The organism is Methylomonas lenta, from assembly GCF_001644015.1.
Lineage (GTDB): Bacteria > Pseudomonadota > Gammaproteobacteria > Methylococcales > Methylomonadaceae > Methylomonas > Methylomonas lenta.
Genome location: NZ_LUUI01000149.1, coordinates 1 through 25,870, shown reverse-complemented (window position 1 = coordinate 25,870; position 25,870 = coordinate 1). Strand labels below are relative to the sequence as shown.

21 protein-coding genes are annotated in these 25,870 nt (G+C 45.1%); 9 read left to right on the top strand and 12 right to left on the bottom strand.

Annotated features, from left to right (window positions below; translation table 11 throughout):
* Nucleotides 1-232: 232 nt before the first annotated feature.
* Nucleotides 233-670 carry a hypothetical protein gene (locus A1359_RS18110; RefSeq protein WP_066986573.1) on the bottom strand — a complete coding sequence of 146 codons (438 nt, stop codon included), beginning with the start codon at nucleotides 668-670 and terminating at the stop codon, nucleotides 233-235.
* Between the two features lie 284 nt (nucleotides 671-954).
* Here A1359_RS18110 and amoC point away from each other — a divergent pair, with 284 nt between their 5' ends.
* From amoC to A1359_RS18080, 6 genes are all read left to right on the top strand, one after another.
* Nucleotides 955-1,707 carry a bacterial ammonia monooxygenase, subunit AmoC gene (amoC, locus tag A1359_RS18105; protein ID WP_066986570.1) on the top strand — a complete coding sequence of 251 codons (753 nt, stop codon included), beginning with the start codon at nucleotides 955-957 and terminating at the stop codon, nucleotides 1,705-1,707.
* 109 nt (nucleotides 1,708-1,816) lie between these two features.
* Nucleotides 1,817-2,566, top strand: coding sequence for a bacterial ammonia monooxygenase, subunit AmoA (amoA, locus tag A1359_RS18100; RefSeq protein WP_066986567.1), 750 nt, complete (start codon nucleotides 1,817-1,819; stop codon nucleotides 2,564-2,566).
* Between the two features lie 92 nt (nucleotides 2,567-2,658).
* Nucleotides 2,659-3,903, top strand: coding sequence for a bacterial ammonia monooxygenase, subunit AmoB (gene amoB / locus A1359_RS18095; protein WP_066986564.1), 1,245 nt, complete (start codon nucleotides 2,659-2,661; stop codon nucleotides 3,901-3,903).
* 158 nt (nucleotides 3,904-4,061) lie between these two features.
* Nucleotides 4,062-4,457 carry a hypothetical protein gene (locus tag A1359_RS18090; RefSeq protein ID WP_066986561.1) on the top strand — a complete coding sequence of 132 codons (396 nt, stop codon included), beginning with the start codon at nucleotides 4,062-4,064 and terminating at the stop codon, nucleotides 4,455-4,457.
* A gap of 223 nt (nucleotides 4,458-4,680) precedes the next feature.
* On the top strand, nucleotides 4,681-5,976 hold the full coding sequence (gene gltA / locus A1359_RS18085) for a citrate synthase (protein ID WP_066986558.1): 1,296 nt from the start codon (nucleotides 4,681-4,683) through the stop codon (nucleotides 5,974-5,976).
* A 353-nt stretch (nucleotides 5,977-6,329) separates the two neighbouring features.
* A complete protein-coding gene (locus A1359_RS18080) occupies nucleotides 6,330-10,349 on the top strand; it encodes a hypothetical protein (protein ID WP_066986555.1) in 4,020 nt (1,339 codons plus the stop codon).
* A 44-nt stretch (nucleotides 10,350-10,393) separates the two neighbouring features.
* On the opposite strand, the gene A1359_RS18075 is transcribed toward A1359_RS18080, so the two are convergent.
* Entirely contained in the window at nucleotides 10,394-11,866 is a 1,473-nt protein-coding gene (locus A1359_RS18075) for a methyl-accepting chemotaxis protein (protein ID WP_066986648.1), read from the bottom strand.
* A 5-nt stretch (nucleotides 11,867-11,871) separates the two neighbouring features.
* Nucleotides 11,872-12,417, bottom strand: a complete 546-nt coding sequence (locus A1359_RS18070; protein WP_066986552.1) for a PAS domain-containing protein — start codon at nucleotides 12,415-12,417, stop codon at nucleotides 11,872-11,874.
* A gap of 348 nt (nucleotides 12,418-12,765) precedes the next feature.
* On the opposite strand from A1359_RS18070, the gene A1359_RS18065 reads away from it, so the two are divergent.
* Entirely contained in the window at nucleotides 12,766-13,410 is a 645-nt protein-coding gene (locus tag A1359_RS18065; protein ID WP_232322358.1) for a tetratricopeptide repeat protein, read from the top strand.
* 237 nt (nucleotides 13,411-13,647) lie between these two features.
* Nucleotides 13,648-17,166 carry a diguanylate cyclase domain-containing protein gene (locus tag A1359_RS18060; RefSeq protein WP_083960715.1) on the top strand — a complete coding sequence of 1,173 codons (3,519 nt, stop codon included), beginning with the start codon at nucleotides 13,648-13,650 and terminating at the stop codon, nucleotides 17,164-17,166.
* Nucleotides 17,167-17,181: 15 nt separating this feature from the next.
* Here A1359_RS18060 and A1359_RS18055 read toward each other — a convergent pair whose 3' ends face one another.
* The 9 genes from A1359_RS18055 to A1359_RS18015 all read right to left on the bottom strand — a co-directional run bounded on the left by A1359_RS18055 (nucleotide 17,182) and on the right by A1359_RS18015 (nucleotide 25,141).
* Entirely contained in the window at nucleotides 17,182-18,699 is a 1,518-nt protein-coding gene (locus A1359_RS18055) for a cobyric acid synthase (protein WP_066986547.1), read from the bottom strand.
* Nucleotides 18,689-19,339, bottom strand: a complete 651-nt coding sequence (gene bluB / locus A1359_RS18050; protein ID WP_066986544.1) for a 5,6-dimethylbenzimidazole synthase — start codon at nucleotides 19,337-19,339, stop codon at nucleotides 18,689-18,691. The genes A1359_RS18055 and bluB overlap by 11 nt, the downstream gene beginning before the upstream one ends.
* A complete protein-coding gene (locus A1359_RS18045; RefSeq protein WP_066986541.1) occupies nucleotides 19,336-20,058 on the bottom strand; it encodes an adenosylcobinamide-GDP ribazoletransferase in 723 nt (240 codons plus the stop codon). Before A1359_RS18045 ends, bluB begins: the two co-directional genes overlap by 4 nt.
* A 256-nt stretch (nucleotides 20,059-20,314) precedes the next feature.
* On the bottom strand, nucleotides 20,315-20,728 hold the full coding sequence (locus A1359_RS18040) for a TM2 domain-containing protein (protein ID WP_066986538.1): 414 nt from the start codon (nucleotides 20,726-20,728) through the stop codon (nucleotides 20,315-20,317).
* A gap of 5 nt (nucleotides 20,729-20,733) precedes the next feature.
* Nucleotides 20,734-21,774: a nicotinate-nucleotide--dimethylbenzimidazole phosphoribosyltransferase gene (gene cobT, locus A1359_RS18035; protein WP_066986535.1), complete on the bottom strand. Its 1,041-nt coding sequence runs from the start codon at nucleotides 21,772-21,774 to the stop codon at nucleotides 20,734-20,736.
* The gene (gene cobU, locus A1359_RS18030; protein ID WP_066986532.1) at nucleotides 21,775-22,296 is read right to left on the bottom strand and encodes a bifunctional adenosylcobinamide kinase/adenosylcobinamide-phosphate guanylyltransferase; all 522 of its coding nucleotides are present in this window, start codon (nucleotides 22,294-22,296) and stop codon (nucleotides 21,775-21,777) included.
* Entirely contained in the window at nucleotides 22,289-22,729 is a 441-nt protein-coding gene (locus tag A1359_RS18025; protein ID WP_066986528.1) for a universal stress protein, read from the bottom strand. The genes cobU and A1359_RS18025 overlap by 8 nt, the downstream gene beginning before the upstream one ends.
* A gap of 7 nt (nucleotides 22,730-22,736) precedes the next feature.
* On the bottom strand, nucleotides 22,737-23,249 hold the full coding sequence (locus A1359_RS18020) for a hypothetical protein (protein WP_066986524.1): 513 nt from the start codon (nucleotides 23,247-23,249) through the stop codon (nucleotides 22,737-22,739).
* Nucleotides 23,250-23,251: 2 nt separating this feature from the next.
* Nucleotides 23,252-25,141, bottom strand: a complete 1,890-nt coding sequence (locus A1359_RS18015; protein WP_066986521.1) for an ATP-binding cassette domain-containing protein — start codon at nucleotides 25,139-25,141, stop codon at nucleotides 23,252-23,254.
* 421 nt (nucleotides 25,142-25,562) lie between these two features.
* Here A1359_RS18015 and A1359_RS18010 point away from each other — a divergent pair.
* Nucleotides 25,563-25,870: REP-associated tyrosine transposase (locus A1359_RS18010; RefSeq protein WP_198159399.1), on the top strand; the 308-nt coding region annotated here is incomplete at its 3' end.

Below are 25,870 nucleotides of genomic sequence, written 5' to 3'. Positions count from 1 at the left end.
CACGGTGTTTTACACGACGGTTTCAATTCGGGAAGTTATTCCAAGCCAAATCCTAATTCCCCCTCGCAGTCTACAAAGCGTCATGTCGGCAGGGAATGCCAACATTCAAGTTTTATAATCAGGGTTTAAATTAAATGATTCTTATAGTTGGTTAGTGTCCGGTTGCCATGGGATCAGAGCATTGATCGAAGCCTAGTGCAACGATCAATGCTATTGGCGCATGGTGGTGAAATTAAAGATCAGGAATGCCGGTAATTCCACCGATAGACCAGTTATTAATATCATTAACACCGGATAGGTCATCCCCATTATCGTACTGGATTCGGCACACATAATGATAAACCGTGCTGGGAGTGTCTTTAGTGCTTATTTCAACAGGTGCATTAAGAATGTATTCATAATTACCAATGCCCCAAGCGTTAGTTGGCTGGTTGGCGAATGAAGCAGAGTATTCTGAGTCCAGATTGCTGTTGATATAGCTATTGCATTGAGAAAATGCAAGCGCAGTCATGTCGTTGCTCACATGCATCGGGTCCCCGCTGTCTTTACTATCGACCAGAAACAGGTCGGAAGCGGCAATGTCATACATCCAAGGTAGAAGAAATTTAATTTGAAGTGCAAGCAAGCCGGCTAAGCAAAGAGCAAAGAGAATTATTTTTTTTTTGTTCATGGCAAGTTGTGTGGGTGTTGTTGTAATGTTTTAAGGTAACTTTGTGAGAATTCTAACAAAAAAAAATTCCCCGCGTTTAGCGATTAATTAAGCGATGAAGTGGCATGTCAAATGTTGGTCGAAAATAAAGAATATTATCTTGACATGGCTTGTTGTGATGGTAGACTGGCAAACACTCTAAGGGATTGGGGTGGGTTGTTCGTTTTAGAGCAACTTGTTATTAATGGAAACACAAAGAACTCCCGGTTAAACCGGGGATTTAGATAATCTTTTAGGAGGTAGAAATGGCTGCTACAACTGAATCAGTTAAGGCTGATGCTGCGGAAGCACCGCTTTTAAATAAAAGAAACCTGACACTAGGCATTTTGCTGTATCTGGTTTTTTATTCTTTCATTCGTTGGTACGAAGGCGTCTACGGCTGGTCAGCTGGTCTTGACTCGTTTGCTCCAGAGTTTGAAACATACTGGATGAACATGCTGTACATCGAGATCGTAGTCGAAGTTATCCTGTTCGCAGGTATCAACGGCTTCCTTTGGAAAACTCGTGATCGTAAAGTTATGTCAATCACACCTCGTGAAGAGTTGAGAAGACATTTCCATCATTGGGTTTGGTTGGTATGTTACGGCTGGGCTATCTACTGGGGCGCTTCTTACTTCACAGAGCAAGACGGTACTTGGCACCAAACCATCGTTCGTGATACTGACTTTACACCAAGTCACATCATCGAATTTTATCTGTCTTACCCAATCTATATCATCACTGGTACTGCTTCTTTCATGTATGCAAAAACAAGATTGCCTACATACCAAGAAGGTCTGCATTTGATGTATTTGATTGCGGTAATCGGTCCATTCATGATCTTGCCTAATGTTGGCTTGAACGAATGGGGTCACACATTCTGGTTTATGGAAGAGTTGTTCGTTGCACCATTGCATTACGGTTTCGTATTCTTTGGTTGGGCTGCTCTTGCTATCATGGGTGTAGTGAATACCGAAGTAATGGCAATTACCAAATTGCTGAAAAAAGACCTGGCTTAATCCAAGTCTGTAAAAGTAAATACTATCTCCTTTCTTGCCCTACTTCGTGTAGGGCAGGATAAGGGAAAGTAAAAAAAAATATAATTTTAATTCTTTAGGAGGTAAGCTAATGAGCGCATCTCAATCAGCTGTACGTTCACGTGCGGAAGCGGTACAAGTTTCCCGTACGTTCGACTGGATGATTCTTTTTACACTGTTCACAGCAGTTCTAGGTGGTTACCATATTCATTATATGTTGACTGGTGGTGACTGGGATTTCTGGACTGACTGGAAAGATAGACGTCTATGGGTAACCGTAGCACCTATCGTTTCTATTACATTCCCTGCGGCTGTTCAAGCATGCTTGTGGTGGAGATACCGTTTGCCAATCGGCGCAACTCTTTCTGTAGTTGCTCTGATGTTAGGTGAGTGGATCAACAGATACATGAACTTCTGGGGTTGGACTTACTTCCCAGTAAACTTCGTATTCCCATCTAACCTGATCCCAGGTGCCATTGTTCTTGACGTTATCCTGATGTTGGGTAATAGCATGACTTTGACAGCTGTTGTTGGTGGTTTGGCATATGGTCTGTTGTTCTATCCAGGTAACTGGCCTGTAATCGCTCCATTGCACGTGCCTGTTGAATACAACGGCATGATGATGACTTTGGCTGACTTACAAGGTTACCACTATGTTAGAACTGGTACTCCTGAGTACATTCGTATGGTAGAGAAAGGTACATTAAGAACTTTCGGTAAAGACGTTGCTCCTGTATCAGCGTTCTTCTCTGGATTCGTTTCTATCATCATTTACTTCTTGTGGCACTTTTTCGGAAAATGGTTCGCTAAAACCGATTTCATTTCTGACGAAGCATCCTAATCTGAAGTTTTGATTGAAAATGACAGCTGGCATGTACTAATTATGCCAGTAGATCTTAATTACAAGATTCTCTAGTAATAGAGGAGGAAATTATGAAAATAATTAAAGACAAAGTTGCAAAACTGTCCTTTGTCGCACTGCTGATCACAATGACAGCAGCGATGTTTTATGCTCCTACAGCATCTGCTCACGGTGAAAAGTCTCAGGCTGCGTTTATGCGTATGCGGACAATTCACTGGTTTGATTTGAATTGGTCAAAAGAAGAAGTGCCGGTTAACGACACTATGACCATTTCAGGCAAATTCCTGGTATTTAAAGGTTGGCCAGAAACTGTTGATAAGCCAGAAGTATCGTTTTTGAACATTGGTATTCCTGGTCCAGTATTTATTCGTGCTGGTTCTTGGATCGGTGGTCAATTGGTTCCTCGTTCAGTTTCTTTGGAGCTGGGTGAAGTTTACGAGTTCAAAGTTTTGTTGAAAGCACGTCGCCCAGGCGACTGGCATGTTCACTCAATGATGAACGTTCAAGGCGGTGGTCCAATCATCGGTCCTGGTAAATGGACAACCATTACAGGTTCTATGGGCGATTTCGTTAATCCAGTTACTACTTTGACTGGTCAAACAATCGACTTGGAAACTTATAATCTAGAAAACACCTATTTCTGGCATGCTGTATGGTTTGCAGTAGCTTTCGCATGGTTGTTGTTCTGGATTAAACGCCCAATGTTCGTACCTCGTCACATTGCAGTAAGCACTGGTAAAGCTAGTACTTTGATTTCTGCAGGCGATAAAAAAATCGGTATGGTATTTGCTGTAGGTACTATGGTTATCGTTGCTGCTTCTATGGGCACAACTAACTCTAAATACCCTGTAACTACTCCTTTGCAAGCTGGTTTGTTGCGTGGCATGAAAACTTATCAAATGCCTGAAGCTACTGTTTCAGTTAAAATTGATGACGCTACATACCGTGTACCAGGTCGTGCAATGCAAATGACCATGACTGTTACCAACAATGGTGATACATCAGTACGTTTAGGCGAGTTCAACACTGCTGGCGTACGTTTCTTGGATCCAGAAGTTCATGAAGATGAAACTGCTTATCCAGATGACTTGTTGGCTGAAGAAGGTTTGACTGTTAGCGACAATAGCCCACTGGCTCCAGGTGAGACACGTACTATTGAAGTTACAGCTTCTGATGCAGCATGGGAAGTATACCGCTTAGCTGACTTGATCTACGATCCAGACAGCCGTTTCGCAGGTCTGCTGTTCTTCTGGGACGAAAATGGTTCACGTCAATTGGTAACAGTTGATGCTCCATTAATCCCATCTTTCATCTAATGAAAGTACTCTAAGAATAATATCTTAGAATGAGGATGAGAAGCCTCCACTACCTTAGGGTGGTGGGGGCTTTTTTTTAGCATAAAAAATATAAAAATTACTCAAAGCTATGGCAGATATGTCATATAAATAATAATTTTAATCACACGTCTAAAGAAATGAATAAAGTTTTGATACTTATAGCAGCAGTAATGATGGTTGGCTGTGCAGAAAAGGCAGAATATGAGCAAGCCGTGCTACAGCAAGTAGAGAAAGATAATGATATTAAGGACTACAAGATTGAACCAAAGACAATGGTTGATTGTGTGGTACAAACATCGTCAAAAAATATGCCTGGTTTATTACCATTTGATCCTGCGCGAAGCCAAGCCTATAAAAACTACAGCAAAATGCTTAGATTAAATGAATCAGCAGATCCTAATAAAACCATGAATGAACTTAGAGAAGCATTTGGGTCGCCAAAAGCTTTAGCCGAGGCACATGCAAACTTTGCTGAAAGCGTATTAGAGTGTATGTCCGGTGTGGTGACGAATGAAGAAGAAGCTATGAAATAGATGGTAGATTTGGAATGAAAGAATTTTATTTTGGGTTAGTAAATAATCCAATTAAATGACAGCAGGGTTATATTGAATAGTTAGTGGCATAAAAAATAATTCAAATATGGAAATAATTAAGTCATTAAAGCTTAACAATACAAGTCTAGTTAGTAGATTCAACATGGAATAGAATGAAATTAATCTGTAACAATACAGAGGCATTCACTTTGGGAGAGTATTAATGGCTGAAAAAATTGTATCCATAATAGAAGATGGTTCAGATGAAGCTAATCAAATGCCTATTTTGACAGGCTCTATGGGGCCATCGGTAATAGATATTCGGACACTATACGCAAAAACAGGTCATTTCACATATGATCCCGGTTTTACATCAACAGCCAGTTGTTCCTCAAAAATAACTTATATCGATGGTGATGAAGGAATTTTACTTTATCGTGGTTACCCCATAGAGCAGTTAGCAGAGAAATGCGATTTCCTTGAGGTTTCATATTTGCTATTGAAAGGCGAATTGCCAAATGGCGCGGAAATGAGGCGATTTGTTGGGGATGTTGGGCAGCACGTCATGATACATGAGCAGATAGCCCGTTTTTATAGTGGATTTCGACGTGATGCGCACCCAATGGCAATATTAGTCGGGGTGGTAGGTGCTCTATCAGCGTTCTATCATGACGCTATAGACATCTACAGCGTAGAAGATAGAAATTTAACGGCTATTCGACTTATTGCAAAAATGCCGAATATCGTAGCAATGAGCTATAAATACAGTACTGGACGACCATTTATGTATCCTAAAAGGAAGCTAGGGTATGCTGAAAATTTTATGCGAATGATGATGGGAGATCCCTGTGATGATTATATTGCAAATCCAGTTTTAGTCAGGGCGTTAGATAGAATTCTGATTTTACATGCGGATCATGAACAAAATGCATCGACATCAACAGTGAGATTAGCTGGTTCAAGTGGGGCAAATCCTTATGCATGTGTTGCTGCAGGGATTGCTTGCTTGTGGGGAGCTGCGCACGGTGGAGCAAATGAAGCTGTGTTGAATATGCTTGAACATATAGGTGATGTGTCCAAGATACCGGAATATGTAGCAAAAGCAAAAAATAAAAACGATTCATTTCGCTTGATGGGCTTTGGTCACAGGGTTTATAAAAACTATGATCCCCGTGCAAAACTGATGCGACAAACCTGTCATGAAGTATTGGATGAGTTAAATTTAAAAGATGATCCATTATTCAAATTGGCAATGGAGTTAGAGCGAATAGCGTTGGAAGACGAATACTTTGTTGAGAAAAAATTGTATCCGAATGTAGATTTTTATTCAGGTATAGTTCTTAGAGCCTTGGGTATACCGACAGAAATGTTTACTGCCATCTTTGCTTTGGCTCGCTCAGTAGGTTGGATAGCCCAATGGGATGAAATGATTTCAGATCCTGAACAGAAGATAGGCCGACCAAGGCAGTTGTATCGTGGAGTATCTACGAGAGATGTTAAGACAATTTCGCAGCGATAAAAAACGTCGGAAGTCAGTATTAAAGGTATTTAAACCAAGCTAAATTTTTGATAAAAGATCTTGTAAAAATAGTGAGTCTTCTAAGGCATTAATCAAAAAACTTCCCTCTCGATGGCGCAGGATTTTCCGTTCGTCCTGTGCCAGTCGTAGGATGTAAGGGAAAATATACTTCCGATTCGCGTGTAGCAATTGCTTGGGACGTTGTATTTTCCGCAATCATCAGTGGTTGCTTGTTTGATTTAACATTTAATATTCCGAAATATAAAGAAGCATTCGGTAGGCTGATTGGGCTTAAAATGCTCTGAGAAAACAGGGTAAAAGTGTCTACTCACCTCTCAAATCGGAGCAGCCCAATGATGTTCTTTCAGCGTTTATTGCTAGTTTTGCTACTGGTAATCAAATCATATTCGGTTCTTGCCATTGATACCCAGGCTGTACCAGAAGTATTAAAGCCCTGGATACCATGGGTGCTGGCGGACTATCCCCAGCTAGAGTGCCCATTTCTATATCATAATTATCAACAAAAGCATTGCAGCTGGTCAGGTCCTTTGCGACTGGAATTGCAAAACAATTCTGGCCGATTTAGCGGTGAATGGACGCTATATCAAGCAGGCTGGATAATCTTGCCCGGCGATCAAAAACAATGGCCGCAGATGGTTCTGCAAGGGCAAAAGCCCGCTATAGTAAGCGGATATCATGGCAAGCCAGCAATTTGGCTGCCAGCTGGACATCATAAAATCAGCGGTGAGTTTTTCTGGGACAAGCTGCCGGAAAGTCTGGCTATTGCGAGGGAAACCGGGTTAATTCAGCTGAGCATAAACAATGAAACAATCAACTATCCGCGCATCGAGAAGGATGTTTTATGGCTAGGATCGCAACAAGTTAGTAACACTAATAACCAACAAGACAGTTTAGATTTACAAGTATTCAGGCAGATTATCGACGACAATCCATTGCAGATGTTTACACATTTGATGTTAAATGTATCCGGTGCAGCAAGGGAAGTCAGCATACCGTATGCTTTGTTACCGGCATTCATCCCAATAAGTGTTGATAGTCCATTCTCTGCCAGAATAGATAATGACGGCAGCTTGTTGTTACAAGTTCGACCTGGTCAATGGACAATCAAAATTCAATCACGATACCCGCAGCAATTGATGCAATTAGATTTAGCCATCAAAGATACGACTTGGCCTGAATCCGAAATTTGGGCATTTAAAGCTATGCCAGCATTGAGATTAGTCGAGATTGAAAACCTGGCACCGATAGATGCCAGTCTAACGAATTTGCCCGAAGAATGGCGACAACTGCCATCTTATCAAGTCAAGCAGGGGCAAAGTATGCGGTTTAAATTAATTCGTCGTGGCGACCCAGACCTGGAGCCGAATAAACTTAGATTAAATCGCAAGCTGTGGTTGGATTTTGCTGGCGACGGCTATACGGTTAGCGACCGTATCAATGGCAAAATGACACATGATTGGCGTATAAATGCATTAGCACAAACGCATTTGGGACAAGTGCAACTGAATGGACAAAATCAATTGATTACCCAAATCAATGATGGTCAGCAGGGTGTTGAAGTACGTCGTGGCACTGTTGAGTTACAAGCAGACAGTCGCATCATAGGCAATGGTAGATATTTAAATGCAGTTGGCTGGCAGCAAACATTTCAACAGGTGCAGGCGGAATTGAATATCCCGCCGGGTTGGCGCTTACTGGCTGTATTCGGTGTCGATAATGAGCCCGATAGTTGGTTAACTCGATGGACATTGTTGGACATTTTTCTGGTGCTAATTATTGCACTGGCTATTAGTCGATTGTGGTCGTGGCAATGGGGTTTGCTGGCCTTAATCAGTTTGATGTTATTTTGGCATGAAGCAGATGCCCCTCATTGGATCTGGTTAAATATACTGGCAGCCTTGGCATTATTGCGGGTATTACCAAAAAATCAATTTTCGCGTTGGGTAACTTGGTATCGCAATCTATGTTGGTTAAGTTTGGTAGTGATCGTAATACCATTCATGATTGCACAAATTCGCATGGGTATTTACCCTCAACTAGAAAAGCCCTGGCAACCGATTGAAGCGGTACCCTCTGCCGCTAGTGTCACAAGCAGCGAGGATATGCTGGCTGGGGCGGCGATGGAAATGTCGGAGGCGCCTGTACAACAAATAGCCCGAAAAATGCAGAAAACCAATTCAGCTGTCGCTGATTCAAGCACATTTGCAGTCAATTTCGATCGAATTGATCCGGATGCGAATATACAAACCGGACCAGGATTGCCACAGTGGAAATGGCAAACTGTTCAATTATCTTGGAATGGGGCCGTGGATAGTCAACAGCAAATCCAGCTTTGGTATCTATCGCCGCCTTGGACTTTAGTCTGGCATTTCCTGCAGGCTTTGCTGGTAGCCCTAATGAGCTTGAAAGTACTAGGATTAGCAACGGCAAAAATGCCTATGAGTTTGCCCGGGGTGAGCGCATGGCTACTATTGCCAATCTTGATATTCGCAAATACTGATAGCTTTGCCGATATTCCGGATCAGGGTTTGTTAGATCAGCTTAAAACCCAGCTTTTAAAAGCCCCGGAATGTCTGCCTTCCTGTGCAGAAATTGCATCAATGAAACTGACGGCCACTGAAAATGAAATGCTGATCGATCTCCAGGTTCACGTTCAGCAAGATGTAGCGATACCATTGCCGGCTCAACTGGAACAATGGTTACCGGAGCAGGTTGCGGTCAATGGTAAGCAAACTAGCAATTTGATACGTGAAAATGACGGATATTTATGGTTAGCCTTAAACAAGGGGGTGCACAGAGTATTACTTTATGGACGACATAATCAAAAGTTTAGATTTAGCTTGCCTTTGCCCTTAAAACCAAAATATAGCGAAGTAAAAGTCGATGGCTGGCGGGTGGAGGGCTTATATGAAAACCACCAAACTGCGGCCCAACTAGAGTTCAATAGAATTGACAGCGATGCACAATTTGCCAAAACGGGTTTTCAAGAAAAAGATTTGGCGGCTTTTGTCCGGGTAGAAAGAACATTGCATTTGGGATTAGACTGGTATGTCACTACCCAAGTGATTAGATTAACGGGAAATGAAAATCCGATAGTTTTACAAATCCCACTTTTGCCAGGGGAGGCGATTACTTCTGATCAAATACATATCGAAAACGGCAAAGTGCTGGTCAACATGCCCGCCGGCCAAAACATGCTGGAATGGCGCTCTTTATTGGAAAAACGCCAGCAATTAGAATTGCAGGCAACAGATACTTCAGCATGGAGCGAAATATGGCGCGCCGATGTCAGCCCAATCTGGCATTTGCAAGCCACAGGAATCGCAGTGGTGCATCATCTGGATCAGCAAGATATTTGGTTGCCAGAGTGGCGGCCCTGGCCGGGTGAAAAGGTTGTATTGAGTATAAGCCGCCCCGAGCCAGTGCCAGGTCCAACGCTAACCATTGATAAAAGCCAACTAAACCTGCAGCCCGGCAAACGTAATCAGATAGCGAGTTTGAGTTTAAATCTACGCAGTTCTAAAGGCGGACAGCATAATTTAATTTTACCTGTCCAGGCAGAATTGCAAGACGTCAGTATCGATGGAGTAACGCAACCGATCCGACAAAAAGCTGATACCGTGACCTTGCCGATCCATCCTGGTACCCAGCAAATAACCTTGAATTGGCAGGTAGTCAGTGAACAATCGCTGTTATTTACCACGCCATTGGTTAACTTGGGTATCGATAGTGTTAACAGCAATATTCAAGTGACATCCGCTAGTGATCGCTGGGTTTTGTTCACGTTGGGGCCTAAGTTTGGTCCGGCGGCACTGATATGGGGGCTGTTATTGGTATTGTTATTACTTGCGTTGGGCTTGGGCAGAAGTACATTAACACCCTTAAAAAGTTGGCAGTGGTTTTTGTTGTTAATTGGTTTAAGTCAGATTCATGTTGGCGCTGGTTTGATAGTGGTCATTTGGTTGTTTGCACTGGGAATACGCCGTCACCAAAGTCAGGAAAATATTAATCAATTTAATCTGGCTCAGATTGGCTTGGGCTTTTTAACATTAGTATCAGTATTATTGCTGTTTGCTGCCGTGCAGCAAGGTTTGTTGGGTTCACCGGATATGCAAATCACAGGTAACCAATCGACGGCATGGGTTTTAAATTGGTACCAGGATCACAGTGGGCCAGTATTGCCAACAGCAACCGTAGTGTCTGCACCGATGATGGTATACCGTATTCTTATGTTGGGGTGGTCTTTGTGGATGGCCTTGTCATTACTGGATTGGCTGCGTTGGGGCTGGATTTGTTTTGCTAGCGGCGGTATTTGGAAAAAGAAAGTACCGCAAAAGCCAGTAACTGGATAATCAAGTTGTACCCGGATAGTGTAGGCCGCTATCCGGGTAAAGTCTTAAACATTACGATTCTTTTCTTCTACCATTTCATCGATTTGTTGCATAACCAGAGTGCTAGCCTGTTCGGAAAATTGCATTTGTTTGATTATGGCATCTAATTTTTGAGGGTCGTTAATCCAATCCTCTCGGGATATTGCGTAAGCCAATTGAGTGGTTGAATGCACGGTCTGATGAGGTACTTCCAAAGCACTATAGGCTGTTGTAGTGCGGAATTTTTCGTAACCGATGCCATCGTAATACCATTTACCCAACCGGCAGTTATGATTATCAACCGTGATTGCCTGATGTTGTGCACATTCATTCGGATTTTCAATCGCAATATAGCCGTTTTGTTTGTAAATAATGTGATCAAGCTTGGTCAACAGGCCAAAGGATTTGTCTTTGGCATATGAAATGTAGCCAATCGATGCTTTAGCTGATTTTGAAAGGCTGGAAAACTGATGATGAAACGAGCTGACTTGCTCCATAACTTCTTGTGATAGGCTCGCAGAAGATTCAGCTTCAGTGTGCATTTGTTCCACACGTTTATTAAAGGCTTTTAGAGTTTTTGACACCTCTAGCGCTGCATTTTTTGTGTGTTCAGACAAGTTTTTCACTTCATCTGCCACCACAGCAAAACCGCGACCATGTTCGCCAGCCCTGGCGGCTTCAATGGAGGCATTTAAAGCCAGCAGATTGGTTTGGTCGGCAATGCCGGTAATCATAGACAGTGATTCTGTGATTTTTTTGCTATCGCTAATCAAAGCAGCGATCACGTCCGATACTGAATGTACATTGTCGTTGATATTCGTCAATGATGAACTGATGAGCTGAACAGTACGTAGGCTGGCATCGGCATTACTGCCCGTTTCCAAGGTAATGGACTCTACCTTTTGCAACTGTTCGGTAATGTTAATCAAGTCGCTTTGGCTGGTTTTTAAGTTACCGGACAAGTTAGAGGTATTCAAGTTATGTAAACCGGCAGACAAACGTCTTTTCACCATCAGTCTTTCATTGTCATGCATGTGCTGCAAGGCAAGATTCATGTTGTTAGCAGACTGTTTTAATACGCCAGGAAGGCCATCGCCCAAGGCAAAGCGATCGTGATTGCCTTTGCCCGCTTCACTGAAGCAGGTGTTAATCTCTTTAAAATAGGATTCTATGATATCCAGGGATTCATTCAGTTCCCAGGCTACTTTGCCAACTTCGCCCAGGCCTCTTGTGCCGGTAACGCGGTGGTAGAGTTCACCGCGATTGGTAAGCACCAACACTTCTTCCATGCGCTGAAGCACATCCAAATTTTTTCTGGTCGTAGTCCAGATTGAATAGGCAAACGCAGGGAATGGGATAGTCAAGCCCAATGCCAACCAGGAAAAACCCACATGCAGGAATGTGAAAGCAAATAAGGCAGCCGAGAAGAATATAATACCTGTTACTGCATAAGTTACTCGGGTTTTTAGGAACGGGATATTGGCGTTACCCTTTTGCATTGATTTCATTGAAACACTCCGTTGGGTTTGTATAGTGTTAGCACCAAATTATTGTAGGTTCTAAGCCCGCTTTGGTTAACAACGTCAAAAAGGTAGGCGAGGGATTTATCGGGAGCTTCTCTTACGGAACTGGTTTTTTCAATCGACATCATCTCTTGATAAATAGGGGTTATTGCTTCTATAGCCGAACGGGGTGGATTTCTACGCACAGAATAATAGCCTTGCAATTTACCATCCCTATCGTAATCCGGTGTAATGTTGGCAAATACCCAGTAAAAACTGCCATCCGCACACAGATTTTTTGCAAAACCAAAAAATTCGTCACCTGCTTTCAGGGTATTCCACATAAAACGAAAAACGCCGCGCGGCATGTCAGGATGTCGAATAATGTTGTGTTGTACACCTAACAATTCATATTCGGGAAAGCCGGCTATTTCCATAAAAATGCGGTTGGCATAAGTAATTCGACCGGAGGCATCTGTTTTGGAAACGATGAAATCATCATCGGCTATTTTTCTTTCCCTATTGCTAGGAGTTATAACAGGTTTCATGGTCCACGCCTTGTTAAAAAATCAGTGACTAAATTCTAGGCCTTTTTTACAAGAATACTCAATCAAAAGGTTTTATTTGATGAGTTTTCGGCATAGGGTTTCAAAACTTAAACAAAATTGTAACAACAGATGCCTCGTCGAGGCGATCAGTCATGTAAGCACTAATTGCAAGCTAGCAACTAAAATATGCTTCTGAATGGCCTTTATCGGCAGCTGCCTGAGTTAACGATAGTTGCTAAATAACAATAATTTAGCCTGCATATTGAAATATGATCCGCAATCGATTATATTTTCTGTATGAATAGAGCCACATTTGTTGTTTTTTTGTTACTTTTTACTGTCCCGTTGATGGCATCCGAGCTAAATGCCTCAATTGTAAGTCTGGAAAACGACTGGGCCAACGCTTACTATCAAGCCGACGAAGCAGGTCAAAAACAAACCTATCCAAAATTATTGGAGCAAGCTGCATTGTTGGTTAAGCGTTATCCCAGTGCCGCAGAAGCCAAAATTTGGCTGGCTACAATTTTGGCAACCAATGCAGCGTTTGAGTCATCTTTAACGGCGTTGTCCAATTTGAAAAATGCCAAGGATTTGTTGGAAGCTGCTATCAAAATCAACCCCAAAGCCCTGGACGGTAGTGCTTATGTCGCTCTGGGTACTTTGTATTACATGCTGCCAGGCTGGCCGGTATCGTTTGGTGACGATGAAATGGCTGAAGAGTACTTAAAATCCAGCTTGGAGATTAATCCCGACGGTATTGATGCCAATTATTTTTACGCCGATTTTTTATTCCGTCAGGACCGTACAGCAGAAGCGGAAGCATTTTTTCAAAAAGCTGCCGAAGCACCGGTGCGTAAAATGCAAGTATATGCCGATACACAATTACAAAATGAAGCCAAGCTGGCGCTTAACCACGCCCAGCAAAGAAAATCAAACGCGGAAAAAAGTAGATTTCAGGCCTTGTTTACCACGGCTTCAATCGGCTCTGAATAAATGGATATTCATAAAATTGCACCCACTAAGGGTTTGGTCACAAATAACTTCTCGCTATCCAAGCACGTCATGCCGGCAATCTATACCGGAACGACGATATTTTTCATGCGGATTTCAATTCGGGACGTTATTCCAAACCAAACCCTAAACTTAAAATACCGCACTAACATTAAGCACGATTCCATGTAGAATGCCCCTTGATGGTGAACGTTTTTACGTGATATCGAAAGGGCTTCGATGATTAAGCAATCTCTCTTTGTTTTGGCAGCACTGGTTGCCCTCTTGCTAAGCTTTCCACTACAGGCCTCCAGCCGCGAACATAGCCAAAATCTGCAGCACGTCAGTCTACAATTAAAGTTTTTCCATCAGTTTCAGTTTGCTGGTTATTATGCGGCACAGGCGCAAGGCTACTATGCCGAAGAAGGCTTGGATGTCGAGATCAAAGAACGTCAACCCGGACAAGATTTTATCCAACAAATTCTGGACGGTAAAATCAACTTCGGCATAGGTGATTCTGGCATCATCGCCCATTATCTCAATGGAGATGCCTTGGTGGCATTGGCTGCAATTTTTCAGCACGATGCTTTAGTCTTCTTCAGCAAACAATCATCCGGCATCATCAGCCCTTATGAAATGGCTGGCAAGCTGATCATGTACGATGCGATCGGCGAAAATAACGCGCCAGTTCGTGCGCTGCTGACTGAAGCGGGTCTCAATGAAAATCGTTATATTCTGGTAGCCGAATCTTTCAATATTGAAGACCTGATCGGCGACAAAGTGGACGTAATGTCTGGTTATCTGACTGACAAGCCGTTTGAGTTTCAACAGCGCAAGATCAAAGTCAACCTCATCAACCCGCAAAACTATGGAATTGATTTTTATGGTGACCTGCTGTTTACCAGTAAAACCGAGCTAATACAGCATCCCGGTCGGGCTGAGCGTTTTCGACGCGCATCCATTAAAGGTTGGCAATACGCGCTGGATCATAGCGAAGAAATTATACAACTCATCATCAATCAATATCACAGCAAACGCAGCCTGTCACAACTGCGCTTTGAAGCACAGGAAACCCGTAAGCTGGTCATGCCGGACAGCATCCCAATCGGACAAATCGAAGTCAGTCGTCTTCGGCGTGTGGCCCAAATCTATGCCGATCTAAAGTTGGCGCCGCGGGTTTCAGACGAAAAGTTAGCAGCTTTTATCTTCAACACTAAACCAGAGTTAAACCTAACCACAGCAGAGCGTAACTGGTTGCTTGCACATCCAACCATCCGGGTGGGTATTGATCGCGATTTTGCCCCTTATGAATGGATTGATCAGCGTGGTCATTATGTGGGCTTGGTTGCAGAGCATTTGTATTTGATCGAAAGTAAGCTGGGTGTTAAATTTGAAATCATCAAAGATAGGCCTTGGTATCAGATACTTGATATGGCCAAGCACGCCGAGCTGGATATGATTGCTGCAGCTGTTAATACGCCCGATAGACAGCAGTATTTAAATTTCAGTCCACCTTACGTCAGCACGCCGACTGTAATCATCGCTGATAATCGATTGGGGTATCTCGGTTCGCTAAGTCTGTTGGCCGGGCGTACGGTTTCTGTGGTCAAAGGCTATTTTATTCAGGAATTGTTAGATCGCGAATATCCTAAAATTAAAACTATCGCCGTGGATTCAGTGCAAGCTGCTCTCAGCTTGGTTACAGAAGGTAAAGTTGATGCATATATCGGTGATGCTGCTTCTGCCAGTTTCATTATCAAGCAACAAGGCTTTACTAATCTGGGCTTCTCCGGGCAAAGCGGATATCAAAGCGATACCCGTTTTGCAGTAGCCAAACAGCACCCGGAATTACTGACTATTTTGCAAAAAACCCTGGACAGCATTCCACAAGCCCAACGCGACAGTATGATAAATCGCTGGATGGGCCTGACAGTGAATCCTGGCATCAGCTTAGATACATTGGCTAAGTACGTGGCTGTGGCAATACTCCTTTTGTTGTTAGTGGGCTATTGGGTGTTTAGGTTGCGTCGGGAAATCAAGGCCCGCCGACTTAGTGAAGCCGAATTAGCCCTGCTGTATAGCAATATGTCGTTGGGCTTTGCCTTGCACGAAGCTATCCGCAACGCAAAAGGTCAAATCATCGATTCCCGTTACCTGGCGATTAATCCCGCTTTCGAGAAAATAATTGGCATCGATACGAATACTTGTGTGGGCAAGCGATCTTCACGCATTCCTCTCCCTGGCTTGCAAGGCACCATCAAACACTTCGCTGAAATCGAACACAGCAAACAACCGCTAAGTTATGAGATCTACTGTCAAGCCGTAAACCGATGGTTGGAAGCAGACAGTTATCAGGCAGGCCCCAACCAGTTTGTTTTGTTATTACAGGATATCAGTCAACGTAAACAACACGAATTGGCACTCAAAGCCAGCGAAGAGAAACTGCGGGTGAGTCAAAATTATGCAGATATTGTGACTTGGGAGTTTGATTTGGTGAATAACCGTCGGACCTGGTCAGAAATTGTTAATAACGGTTTTGGTTTTCCGAAAACTGAAAACCCTAAATGGGCTCACTTTTTGGCATCTGTCTGCAAAGAAGACCGGCCCATGGTTATCGATGCGCTAAGGAAACACATCAAACAGGGCGATAAATTTGACGTTGAATATCGCATCAATGTTAGCGGAAGACAATGTTGGATGCGCTCTATCGGTCAGGTAGAGCGCAATGAAAAAGGCAAGTCGGTGCGTATGCTGGGTGTGGTTCAGGATATTAGTGAACGCAAACAAGCCGAAGAAAAGCTCAAGTTGTCCGCCAGGGTTTTTTCTGATGCGCATGAGGGCATCATGATCACTGATGCCAAGGCACGAATTCTGGATGTCAATGCAGCATTTACCCAACTTACCGGCTATAGTCATGACGAGATCATTGGCCAAAACCCCAAGTTTCTTAAATCGGACCGACAAGATGCTGATTATTACATCAAACTATGGGAAACTTTGACATTGAAAGGCCATTGGCAGGGGGAAATCTGGAATCGGCATAAAAGCGGTGAAGTAAATGCCCAACTGTTAACCATCTCTGCAGTGCGAGATGAAAAAAATCAGTGCTCCAACTATATCGGTTTATTTTCCGATATTACTGAAAGTAAAATGCATCAGCAAAAACTGGAATATTTGGCCCATTATGATCCGCTTACCGGTCTACCCAATCGGGTGCTGTTTGCCGATCGTTTTTCTCAGGCCATTGCCCATAGCAAACGTACCGGTAATTCTTTAGCGATTTGCTACCTGGATTTGGATGGGTTCAAACCGGTCAATGATAATTTTGGTCATGACGTGGGTGATGAGTTGCTGGTTCAAGTTGCAACGCGCATCAAACTTAATCTACGTGAATGTGACACCATCTGTCGACTGGGCGGCGATGAGTTTGCTTTACTGTTGCAAGACCTACAATCGCAACCCCAATGCGATGAGACCTTAAGGCGTATCCATCAAACTTTGGCTGAACCATTCAACTTGAGTGATCACCCGATCTGGATCAGTGCCAGTAGTGGACTAACGCTTTATCCGCAGGATAATGTAGACACCGATATTTTATTGCGACATGCCGACCAAGCCATGTATCAGGCCAAACATGCCGGACGCAATTGTTATCGGATATACCAAGATTTAATCAGCCAAGGCATCTTAAACTCGGACTATGATGCAAAATCGGAAAATAAACGTTTGGCTGAATCTAAACAAGTTGGGCAAGACTGATTTTAGTCATAGAGCTTATGAAGAAAAGTCATTCAAAGCTGTACTCAAAGCAGTGCGCTCATCACTTTGGCGATAAAACTGCCTTAAGGCCTGATCCAGCTTGGCAAAATCACAATGCTCTGCCCAACTGTCAGTAATTCGATCAATACCGGATTCTCGTAACGCATTAAAATCCACCGCATGCTGCTGCTGATAGCCGGCCCAATTCAATAAAGCATCACAAGCAGCCGGCACATCAAACAAGCCGTGCAGATAGCTGCCAGCCACCTGATTATCCAACGATATTGCGCCGTCGTCCTCGCTGGCCAAATTAAATAGCGGTCGGTTCAAGGCCGGTCCTTGACTGATACCCATGTGAATTTCATAGCCAGCCACCGGCACCGATTGATGGGCAAAAAATCCGCTCATTTGTCTTAAACGTTTGTGGGTTTGCAGTGTGGTTTCAAATGTTAGTAAATTCAGACCTTCAGCGCTGCCGGGCTCGCCTTCCAGCCCATGTGGATCGTGTATCGCGGAACCCAACATTTGAAAGCCGCCGCAAATGCCTAATAGTTTGCCGCCATAACGCAAATGTCGATGAATAAAGCTTTCCCAGCCTTGCTGCTTGAGGCGTGCTAAATCGCTACGCACCGACTTGCTGCCGGGCAAAATAACCAAATCTGCGCCATCGATATGTTCCGGGCTTTTGGCAAATACCACCTGTACACCGGGATGCAATTGCAAGGGGTCGAAATCGGTGTGATTACTGAAACTGGGTAAATGCGGGACCACAATAGTAAATGCTGTTTTGCTACTACTAACGGCGTGTCGACTGCAGAGGGCGTCTTCCGCCTCCAAATACAAATCGTGCAGATAAGGTAGTACCGCTAATACGGGTTTGCCTGTTTCAGATTCCAGCCAATCCAGGCCCGGTTGTAACAGCGCTATGTCGCCGCGAAATCGGTTGATGACAAAACCAATCACACGTTGTTGTTCGGAGGCGGAAAGCAAAGCCAAAGTGCCGACGATATGGGCAAACACACCACCTCTGTCGATATCGGCAATTAATATCACCGGGCAATCCACTGCTTCAGCAAAACCCATATTGGCGATATCACCCGCGCGCAAATTGATTTCAGCCGGGCTGCCAGCACCTTCGACAATCACGGTTTGATAGCGAGCAGTCAAACGCTGCCAGGACTCAAGTACCGCTTGTTTGGCGACTTTTTTATAATCGTGATATTGCACCGCCGACTGATTTTGTAACACCTGACCGTGAATAATGACCTGTGCAGTGGTATCGGTATTGGGTTTTAACAAAACCGGATTCATGTCACTGTGTGCGGGCAAACCACAAGCGGCCGCTTGCACGGCTTGGGCACGACCGATTTCACCGCCATCAAGCGTTACTGCGCTATTCAGGGCCATGTTTTGTGGCTTGAAGGGGGCGACACTGACACCTTGCCGATGATAATGCCGACACAATGCGGTCACCAAAGTACTTTTGCCTGCGTCGGAGGTGGTGCCTTGCACCATTAAGGCTTTAGGCGTCATTGCCCCAGCTATTTTCAGAAACCATGGCTGACAAAGGTTGCGGACTGATCCAGTTTTCCATTTCCAGCATGGGTTTGGGGTAAAACTCAGCGACATGGCCCAGACATAAAATGGCAATGGGTTTACTGCCCTCAGGCATGGCTAACAATTCAGCCAAGCTGTTGGGGTCAAACAAAGATACCCAGCCCATCCCCAAGCCTTCTGCACGTGCGGCCAGCCATATATTTTGAATGGCACAGGCCGCCGATGCCAGATCCATTTCCGGCAGTGTGCGGCGACCAAAAATGTGTTGTTCGCGTCTGTCCGGCAAAGCAACGACTAACAACTCGCCGCAGTCCAGAATGCCTTCTACTTTTAATTGCATGAATTCATCTTGCCGCTGCTTTAAGGCGATAGCCGTCAGCCGCCGTTCCTGTTCGACCAAGTCGTGAATGCGTGTGCGCAATTGCTTATCGGTAATGCGAATAAAACGCCAGGGCTGCATCAAGCCAACGCTGCCAGCTTGATGCGCCGCTAGTAACAAACGTGCCAATAACTCGGGTTCGATCGGATCAGGCAAAAAATGCCGCATATCGCGACGTTCGGCAATCGCGCGATAAACTCCAATGCGTTCTTGTTCGTTAAAACGGTGTTGACTCACAACAAGACTACTGCCAGTAATCCGGCAGTTTCCATCAGCTCCACAGCGGCACCATACACATCGCCGGTAACGCCACCCAAACGGCTTAGCGCCGCGTAACGAATCCACAATAATACCCCGCAAGCCAATAGCACATTGGCCCAGCCCATGACTAAACCTGCAAAAGCAAGCGAGATTACTATTACCAGGCGGGCGTCGTTAAATGGCAGGTTTTGCACGATTTTTTCCGCCAAACCTTGCGAACTGACATACGGTGTAGATAACATTAGGATTAAAATTGCTGTGCGACCTAATAAGGGGGTTAGCATTAAAATCGTCAGATTATTTTGCTGTATCAAAACCAGTATTGCGGCAAATTTCAAAAGTAATGTAAGTAGCAATACCAGCACTGCTATCGGCCCTGCAGCAGGATCTTTCATGATTTCTAAGCTGCGTTGCTGACTGCCCATGCCACCCACCCAGGCATCGGCACAATCGGCCAGTCCGTCCAGATGAAGGCCGCCGGTTAAGAATACCCAGGCGCTTAACACAACCGCCGTCGCCACCATATCCGAACTAGCCGACATGACTAAAGCTATAAAACTTAGCAATACCCCAATCAAAAAGCCTACTAACGGGTAATACAATACCGATCGACCCAGTGCGGCATCATCTGTGGTCAATGAGTTTTTGACTGGAATACGCGTCAAAAATTGTAATGCAATCAGTAAGGAGTCCATGAATGGAATGTCTGAGTTTGTTTAGGAGCTGGTAAATCTTCAGAGAATTTAAAAAATACTGGTTTGTTCTGTCATTTCGACCAAAAAGACCACGGTACGGAGAGCCTGCCCCACTTTATACGAAGGCCAAACAGTTGCCGAGAAATCTTAAATCTTTGCTATACGCTATATTCGGAATGACAATATACCCTGTTGTGTTACTAAGGCGAAAGACTTCATACAAGCCTAGCTAAAAATTAGTCTTTCGCCTAAATGATTATTTTAACAGCCTGCCTTTGCTGTCTTTATAAACATGTCCAGTGAAAATCAAAACACCATCAACAAAGCCCCATACCACGCCGAAGCCCCCGGTTAAATAAGTCACCAGGATTTGTGCGATGGCAATCCCCCAAAATCCCAGATACATGCGATGTAAGCCTATAGCGCCAAATACGACGCCCAGCAAAGCTGCCACGATCCGGCTTTTTACCGGTTGGCTGTCGATAAGATATGCGCCTACTGGACCGATGTCAGTCACCTCGTCGTGTTCATAATCAAAATCGACATCATCACCGGCTTTCGGTGGTTCCTGTGAACTCCACTGATCGAGATGAAATTCATAAAACTTGCCTTCTCGTTTAACCACGCCGGTTTGGCAGCGCTCATCGTAACTTTCTATATGTCCAAGCATGTTTTTTATCCTATTGTTATGTGTGCTTGTGTAAAAGTGGCCATTTCATTATGCAGGCGGCAAGCCATTTGCAATATGGGTACTGCCATCAACGCGCCACTGGCTTCACCCAGGCGCATCTGTAAATTTAAAATCGGCTCGGCGGCCAAAGCCTGCAGGACTATTTTATGACCTTTTTCTTCGGAACGGTGACCATAAAAAAACCAAGCCGCGCAATCCGGATTAATTTTAAATGCGATTAATGCCGCCACACTGCTAATAAATCCATCCACCACTACCGGCAAACCTTGTTGCGCCGCACTGATATAGGCTGCCGTGAGGGCGGCGATTTCGAAACCGCCCAGATACTGCAATATCGCCAACGGCGTATCTAAATATTTTTGATGCTTTTGTAGTGCTTGCGCTATGACCGCCGCTTTATGATCGATTTGCTGATTATTCAAGCCAGTGCCGGCACCCGTGAGTTCACTGGGGGCTATGGCCAACAACGCGGCGGCCATAGCGCTGGCGCTACTGGTATTGGCAATACCCATCTCTCCGCCGATGAATAACTCGGCTTTGACCGCCACTGCTCGATGTACCGCAGATTGTCCGGCAGCCAGCGCAATATCTAATTGTGGCAAGCTCATAGCCGGTTTGGTTTTAAAATTTTCGGTGCCGCAGCCGGCGCGATGGGCAATGACATTCGGCAAATCAACCGCAGCTAACAAACCCACATCGATCACTTCAAATTCAGCCTTCAGATGTCTTGCCAAAACATTCACCGCTGCACCGCCGGCGGCGAAGTTTTTAACCATTTCTGCTGTGACTGCTTGCGGAAACGCCGATACGCCTTCGGCAGCTATGCCGTGATCAGCGGCAAAAATACTGATATGAATGTTATTCAGCTGTGGTTGATCGCGACCTTGCATGGCGGCCAGTTTAATGGCAAGACTTTCCAACATGCCCAGTGAGCCGGGAGGTTTGGTGAGTTGCAATTGTCTATCCAGCGCCCGCTGATGAAATTCGCTGTTAGGCGCGGAAATGGGGGCAAAAAGTGAGTGCATTTATTTAAGTTTTTGAGGTAAGCCGGCGCTGACCAACACCACGCTATGACAAATTCTGGCTAGATCCTGATGCAAAAAGCCGGCTTCATCAACAAAGCGTCGCGTCATGGCATCGGCTGCAACCACACCCAGGCCTACTTCGTTGCTCACCATGATCACTCGACCCTTGCAGTTGCTTAATGCAGCCAATAACGCCGACTTCTCGGTTTCAAAAACGCTGTACTGCAAGTTGCCTTGTTTGTCGAACAACACATTGCTTAACCATAAGGTCAGGCAATCGATCAGCAAACAAACATCTGCATCAGCCTGTTGCTGTATCACGGCAGCCAACTGAATCGGTTCTTCCAGGGTTTGCCAGTCTGCGGGTCTTCTGTGTTGATGATGCGCGATGCGGGCTTGCATTTCTGTATCACGGGCTTCAGCGGTAGCCAGATAAATAACCGGCAAGCCGGATTTTGTGGCTAGTTGTTCAGCATAACGGCTTTTGCCGGAACGAGCGCCACCCAGTATCAGTTCAATCATCTTTTAGGCGCACCGCCAGCACATCACACTTGGCATGGTGTAACACGCCATTAGCTGTCGAGCCCAGTAACAACGCCAGGCCGTGACGACCATGTGAGCCGACCATAATTAAGTCGACATTATTGTCCTCGGCGATGCGGACGATTTCTAATTTAGCACTGCCCATTTCCAGCCATTGGCGTTCTTTAGGCACATTTAATTCGGCGCCAATTTTTTCCAGACGTTGTTTCGATGCTTCTAACCATTCCTGCGTTAAATCGACATCAAATGGAATAGGGCCGTAAGCGGCGTCGGTGATGGGCAGGTTTTCCACCACATGTACCAGACTCAATTGCGCCTGATTTCGCGATGCCATTTCCAGGGCTTTACTGGAAGCCTGTTTGCCATGCTCGGAAAAGTCGACGGCTAATAAAATGTGTTTATAGTGATTCATATCAACCTCATTGCGGATTGCTGACAATTTCAGGAAATAGCGCAGCCATCACCTGGGAAGACAGCATAATATACAAAAGCGCCAATCCTAATCCGAAAAACAATGACCTATCCAAGGCGTTTTTAATAATATGCCCGCTGACTAGCCAATGCCACAACACCAGTGCCAGCATGGAAAAATAAGCCAGATCGTTAGCGTTGGAATTTAAGGTGGCAATAGCCGGCAAAGCACAAAAACTGATCACGATATCAGTGCCCACCATCGCTGCCAATGTTTGCGGAAAGCGAGCACGCTTGCCGGAAGCGTACAATAAAGGCCAGCAGAACAGCACGATCAAGGCAAAATCCACCAGAATTTGCAACAAAGCTGTGGATAAAGCACCATTTATAAACAAAATCAGAAAATTGATGGCTACATAAGCCGGCAACAACAAACGCAATACCATGGGTGAGGCCGGTACATCCTGCGGACCCTTTTTAAAGATGGCGATTTGAAAAAATAGTAGGATCAGTTCGTACATAGTTACTCCGCTTGCGAAAGATTTTCCTCGGCAGTCATCCAGTCGAGTTCGGCTTGTTCCAGCGCATTGTCGACCTGCGCTTTATGACTCAATAACTTTTTCAATTGTTCCTTATTTTCTTCATTATAGATAGCCGGGTCGGCTAATTGCTGTTCCAAATCCTGTTGTTGCTGATGATACTTCTCGACGTCTGCTTCGGCTTTTTTTACCGCGTCCAGTAAAGGCTTTAAACGTTGACGCCGTTCAGCGTCCTGCTTGCGCTGATCTTTGCGCGATACATTGGTAGCGGCGGTAGAGGTGGCTTCCGGTTCATCCGTAGCTCTTTTTTGATCCGCCAGCCATTGTTTGTAATCATCCAGATCACCATCAAACGGCTGCACTTTGCCATCCGCCACCAACAATAACTGATCGGTCACCGAACGCAGCAAATGCCTGTCATGCGAAACCACCACGATAGCGCCTTGAAATTCCTGCAAGGCTACATTCAAGGCATGCCGCATTTCCAAATCAAGATGATTGGTCGGCTCGTCCAGTAGTAATAAATTAGGATTTTGATAAACCAGCAATGCCAGCACTAACCGGGCTTTTTCACCACCGGAAAACGGGGCTATCGGGTCGTGGACTTTGTCGCCACGGAAATCAAAACCACCCAGGAAATTACGCAAATCTCTTTCCAGCGCTTGTTTATCCAGTTGTTGCAAATGCCATAACGGCGATTCATCCAGTCGCAATTGCTCTAATTGATGCTGGGCAAAATAGCCGATATGCAAATCCTGCGCGGTTAGCAATTTGCCGCTGAGGGCCGGCATCTGGCCGGACAATACTTTAATCAGGCTGGATTTGCCGGCGCCGTTAGGACCCAGCAAACCAATACGATCGCCGGGCGAAATCGATAACGAGACATTGTGCGCCACCACCTTGCTACCGTAGCCAATGTCGGCTTCTTCGATTTTTAGCAAAGGATTGGGCATTTTTTTCGGTGGTGGAAAGCTAAAACCAAACGGCGAATCGACATGCGCCTGAGCAATAAGCTCCATCCGTTCCAGCGCCTTGATACGGCTTTGTGCTTGTCTGGCTTTGGTAGCCTGCGCCTTGAAACGATCGACAAAGCTTTGGATATGGGCAATTTCCCGCTGTTGCTTATCAAAAGCAGTTTGTTGCTGGGCCAGTTTTTCCGCCCGCATGCGTTCAAAATCGGAATAATTACCAGTGTAAATCTCGGCTTGGCTTTGTTCGATATGTACGATGTGATCGGTGATGGCATCCAGAAAATCGCGGTCATGCGAAATCAATAGCAAGGTGCCGGGGTATTTGCACAGCCAGTCCTGCAAATACATTACGGCGTCCAAATCCAAGTGGTTGGTAGGCTCATCCAGTAATAACACATCGGAACGGCACATCAGCGCTTGCGCCAGATTCAAACGCATGCGCCAGCCGCCGGAAAATGTGCTCACCGGCAGACTTTCCTGAGCCGTGGTAAAGCCCAAACCATTCAATAACCGCGAAGCTCGAGCCTGCGCGGTATAGCCGCCCACATGCTCCAATGCGCCATGCAGTTCGGCCAGTTTCAAACCATCGTGCGCCAGTTCGGCGGCTTGCAATCGTTGTTGCAAAGCTCTTAATTCACGGTCGCCATCCAGCACATAATCAATTGCAGAGCATTCCAGCGCCGGGGTTTCCTGCGCCACATGCGCCACTTCCAGATTAGGCGGCATGGAAAACTCGCCTTCATCGGCATGCAGTTCATCCCGCAATAGCGCAAAAAAGCTGGACTTGCCCACCCCATTGGCACCGGTCAAACCAATCTTCTGACCTTTATGAATCGTGAACGAAGCACCGCTAAACAGGACCCGACTGCCGCGACGAATGGCGATATTTTTAAAATTGAGCATGGTGGTAAAAAAATGAGCTTAAGTTTAGTGGCTGCGGCAAAAGGCCGAGCGAAGGGGGGATTTTATCGCGGGCAGCTTTTTCGGGTGTGATGAATTTTGGCTGACTGGTATTGTTTCACGAAATGGCGATCTGTTAGGCTATGCTGCGTAATTAGGATGGTAGCCCGGTCCACATAGGGCGCACTAGCGAAAGCGTAATGCGTCGAATGATTGAAAGCTAACTTGCGGCGCAATACGGCTATCGCCTATTGACGCCCTACGGATTGCGGCTTACCGCGTTCAAAGCTCTTCAAGACACAGGCCAAATTTCACGCGAAGAATTTAAAAAGCGTAAGGCGAAAATATTTTTGTAACAGCCCGGTAGGATGCGGTGAGGTACGAACCGCATCGTTCGAGAAACTCAACTGCATAAACACAAAATATGACTGAGTATCGCCGTTTTCAACATCCCGGGGCCACTTGGTTTTTTACTGTGAATCTGGCCGAACGTCATGGCAATCGACTACTGATTGATCGGATTGACCTATTGAGGATGGCCTTTGCCCATGTAAAAGCCATGCACCCTTATGCAATTGATGCGATCGTGATACTGCCTGAACATTTACATTGCATTTTGACATTGCCAGAGGGTGATTCTGACTTTTCCACTCGCTGGGGATTAATCAAAGCCTATTTTTCCCGGCATATTGCAAAGGGTGAGAGAATTTCCAGCAGCCGTGAGAAACGAGG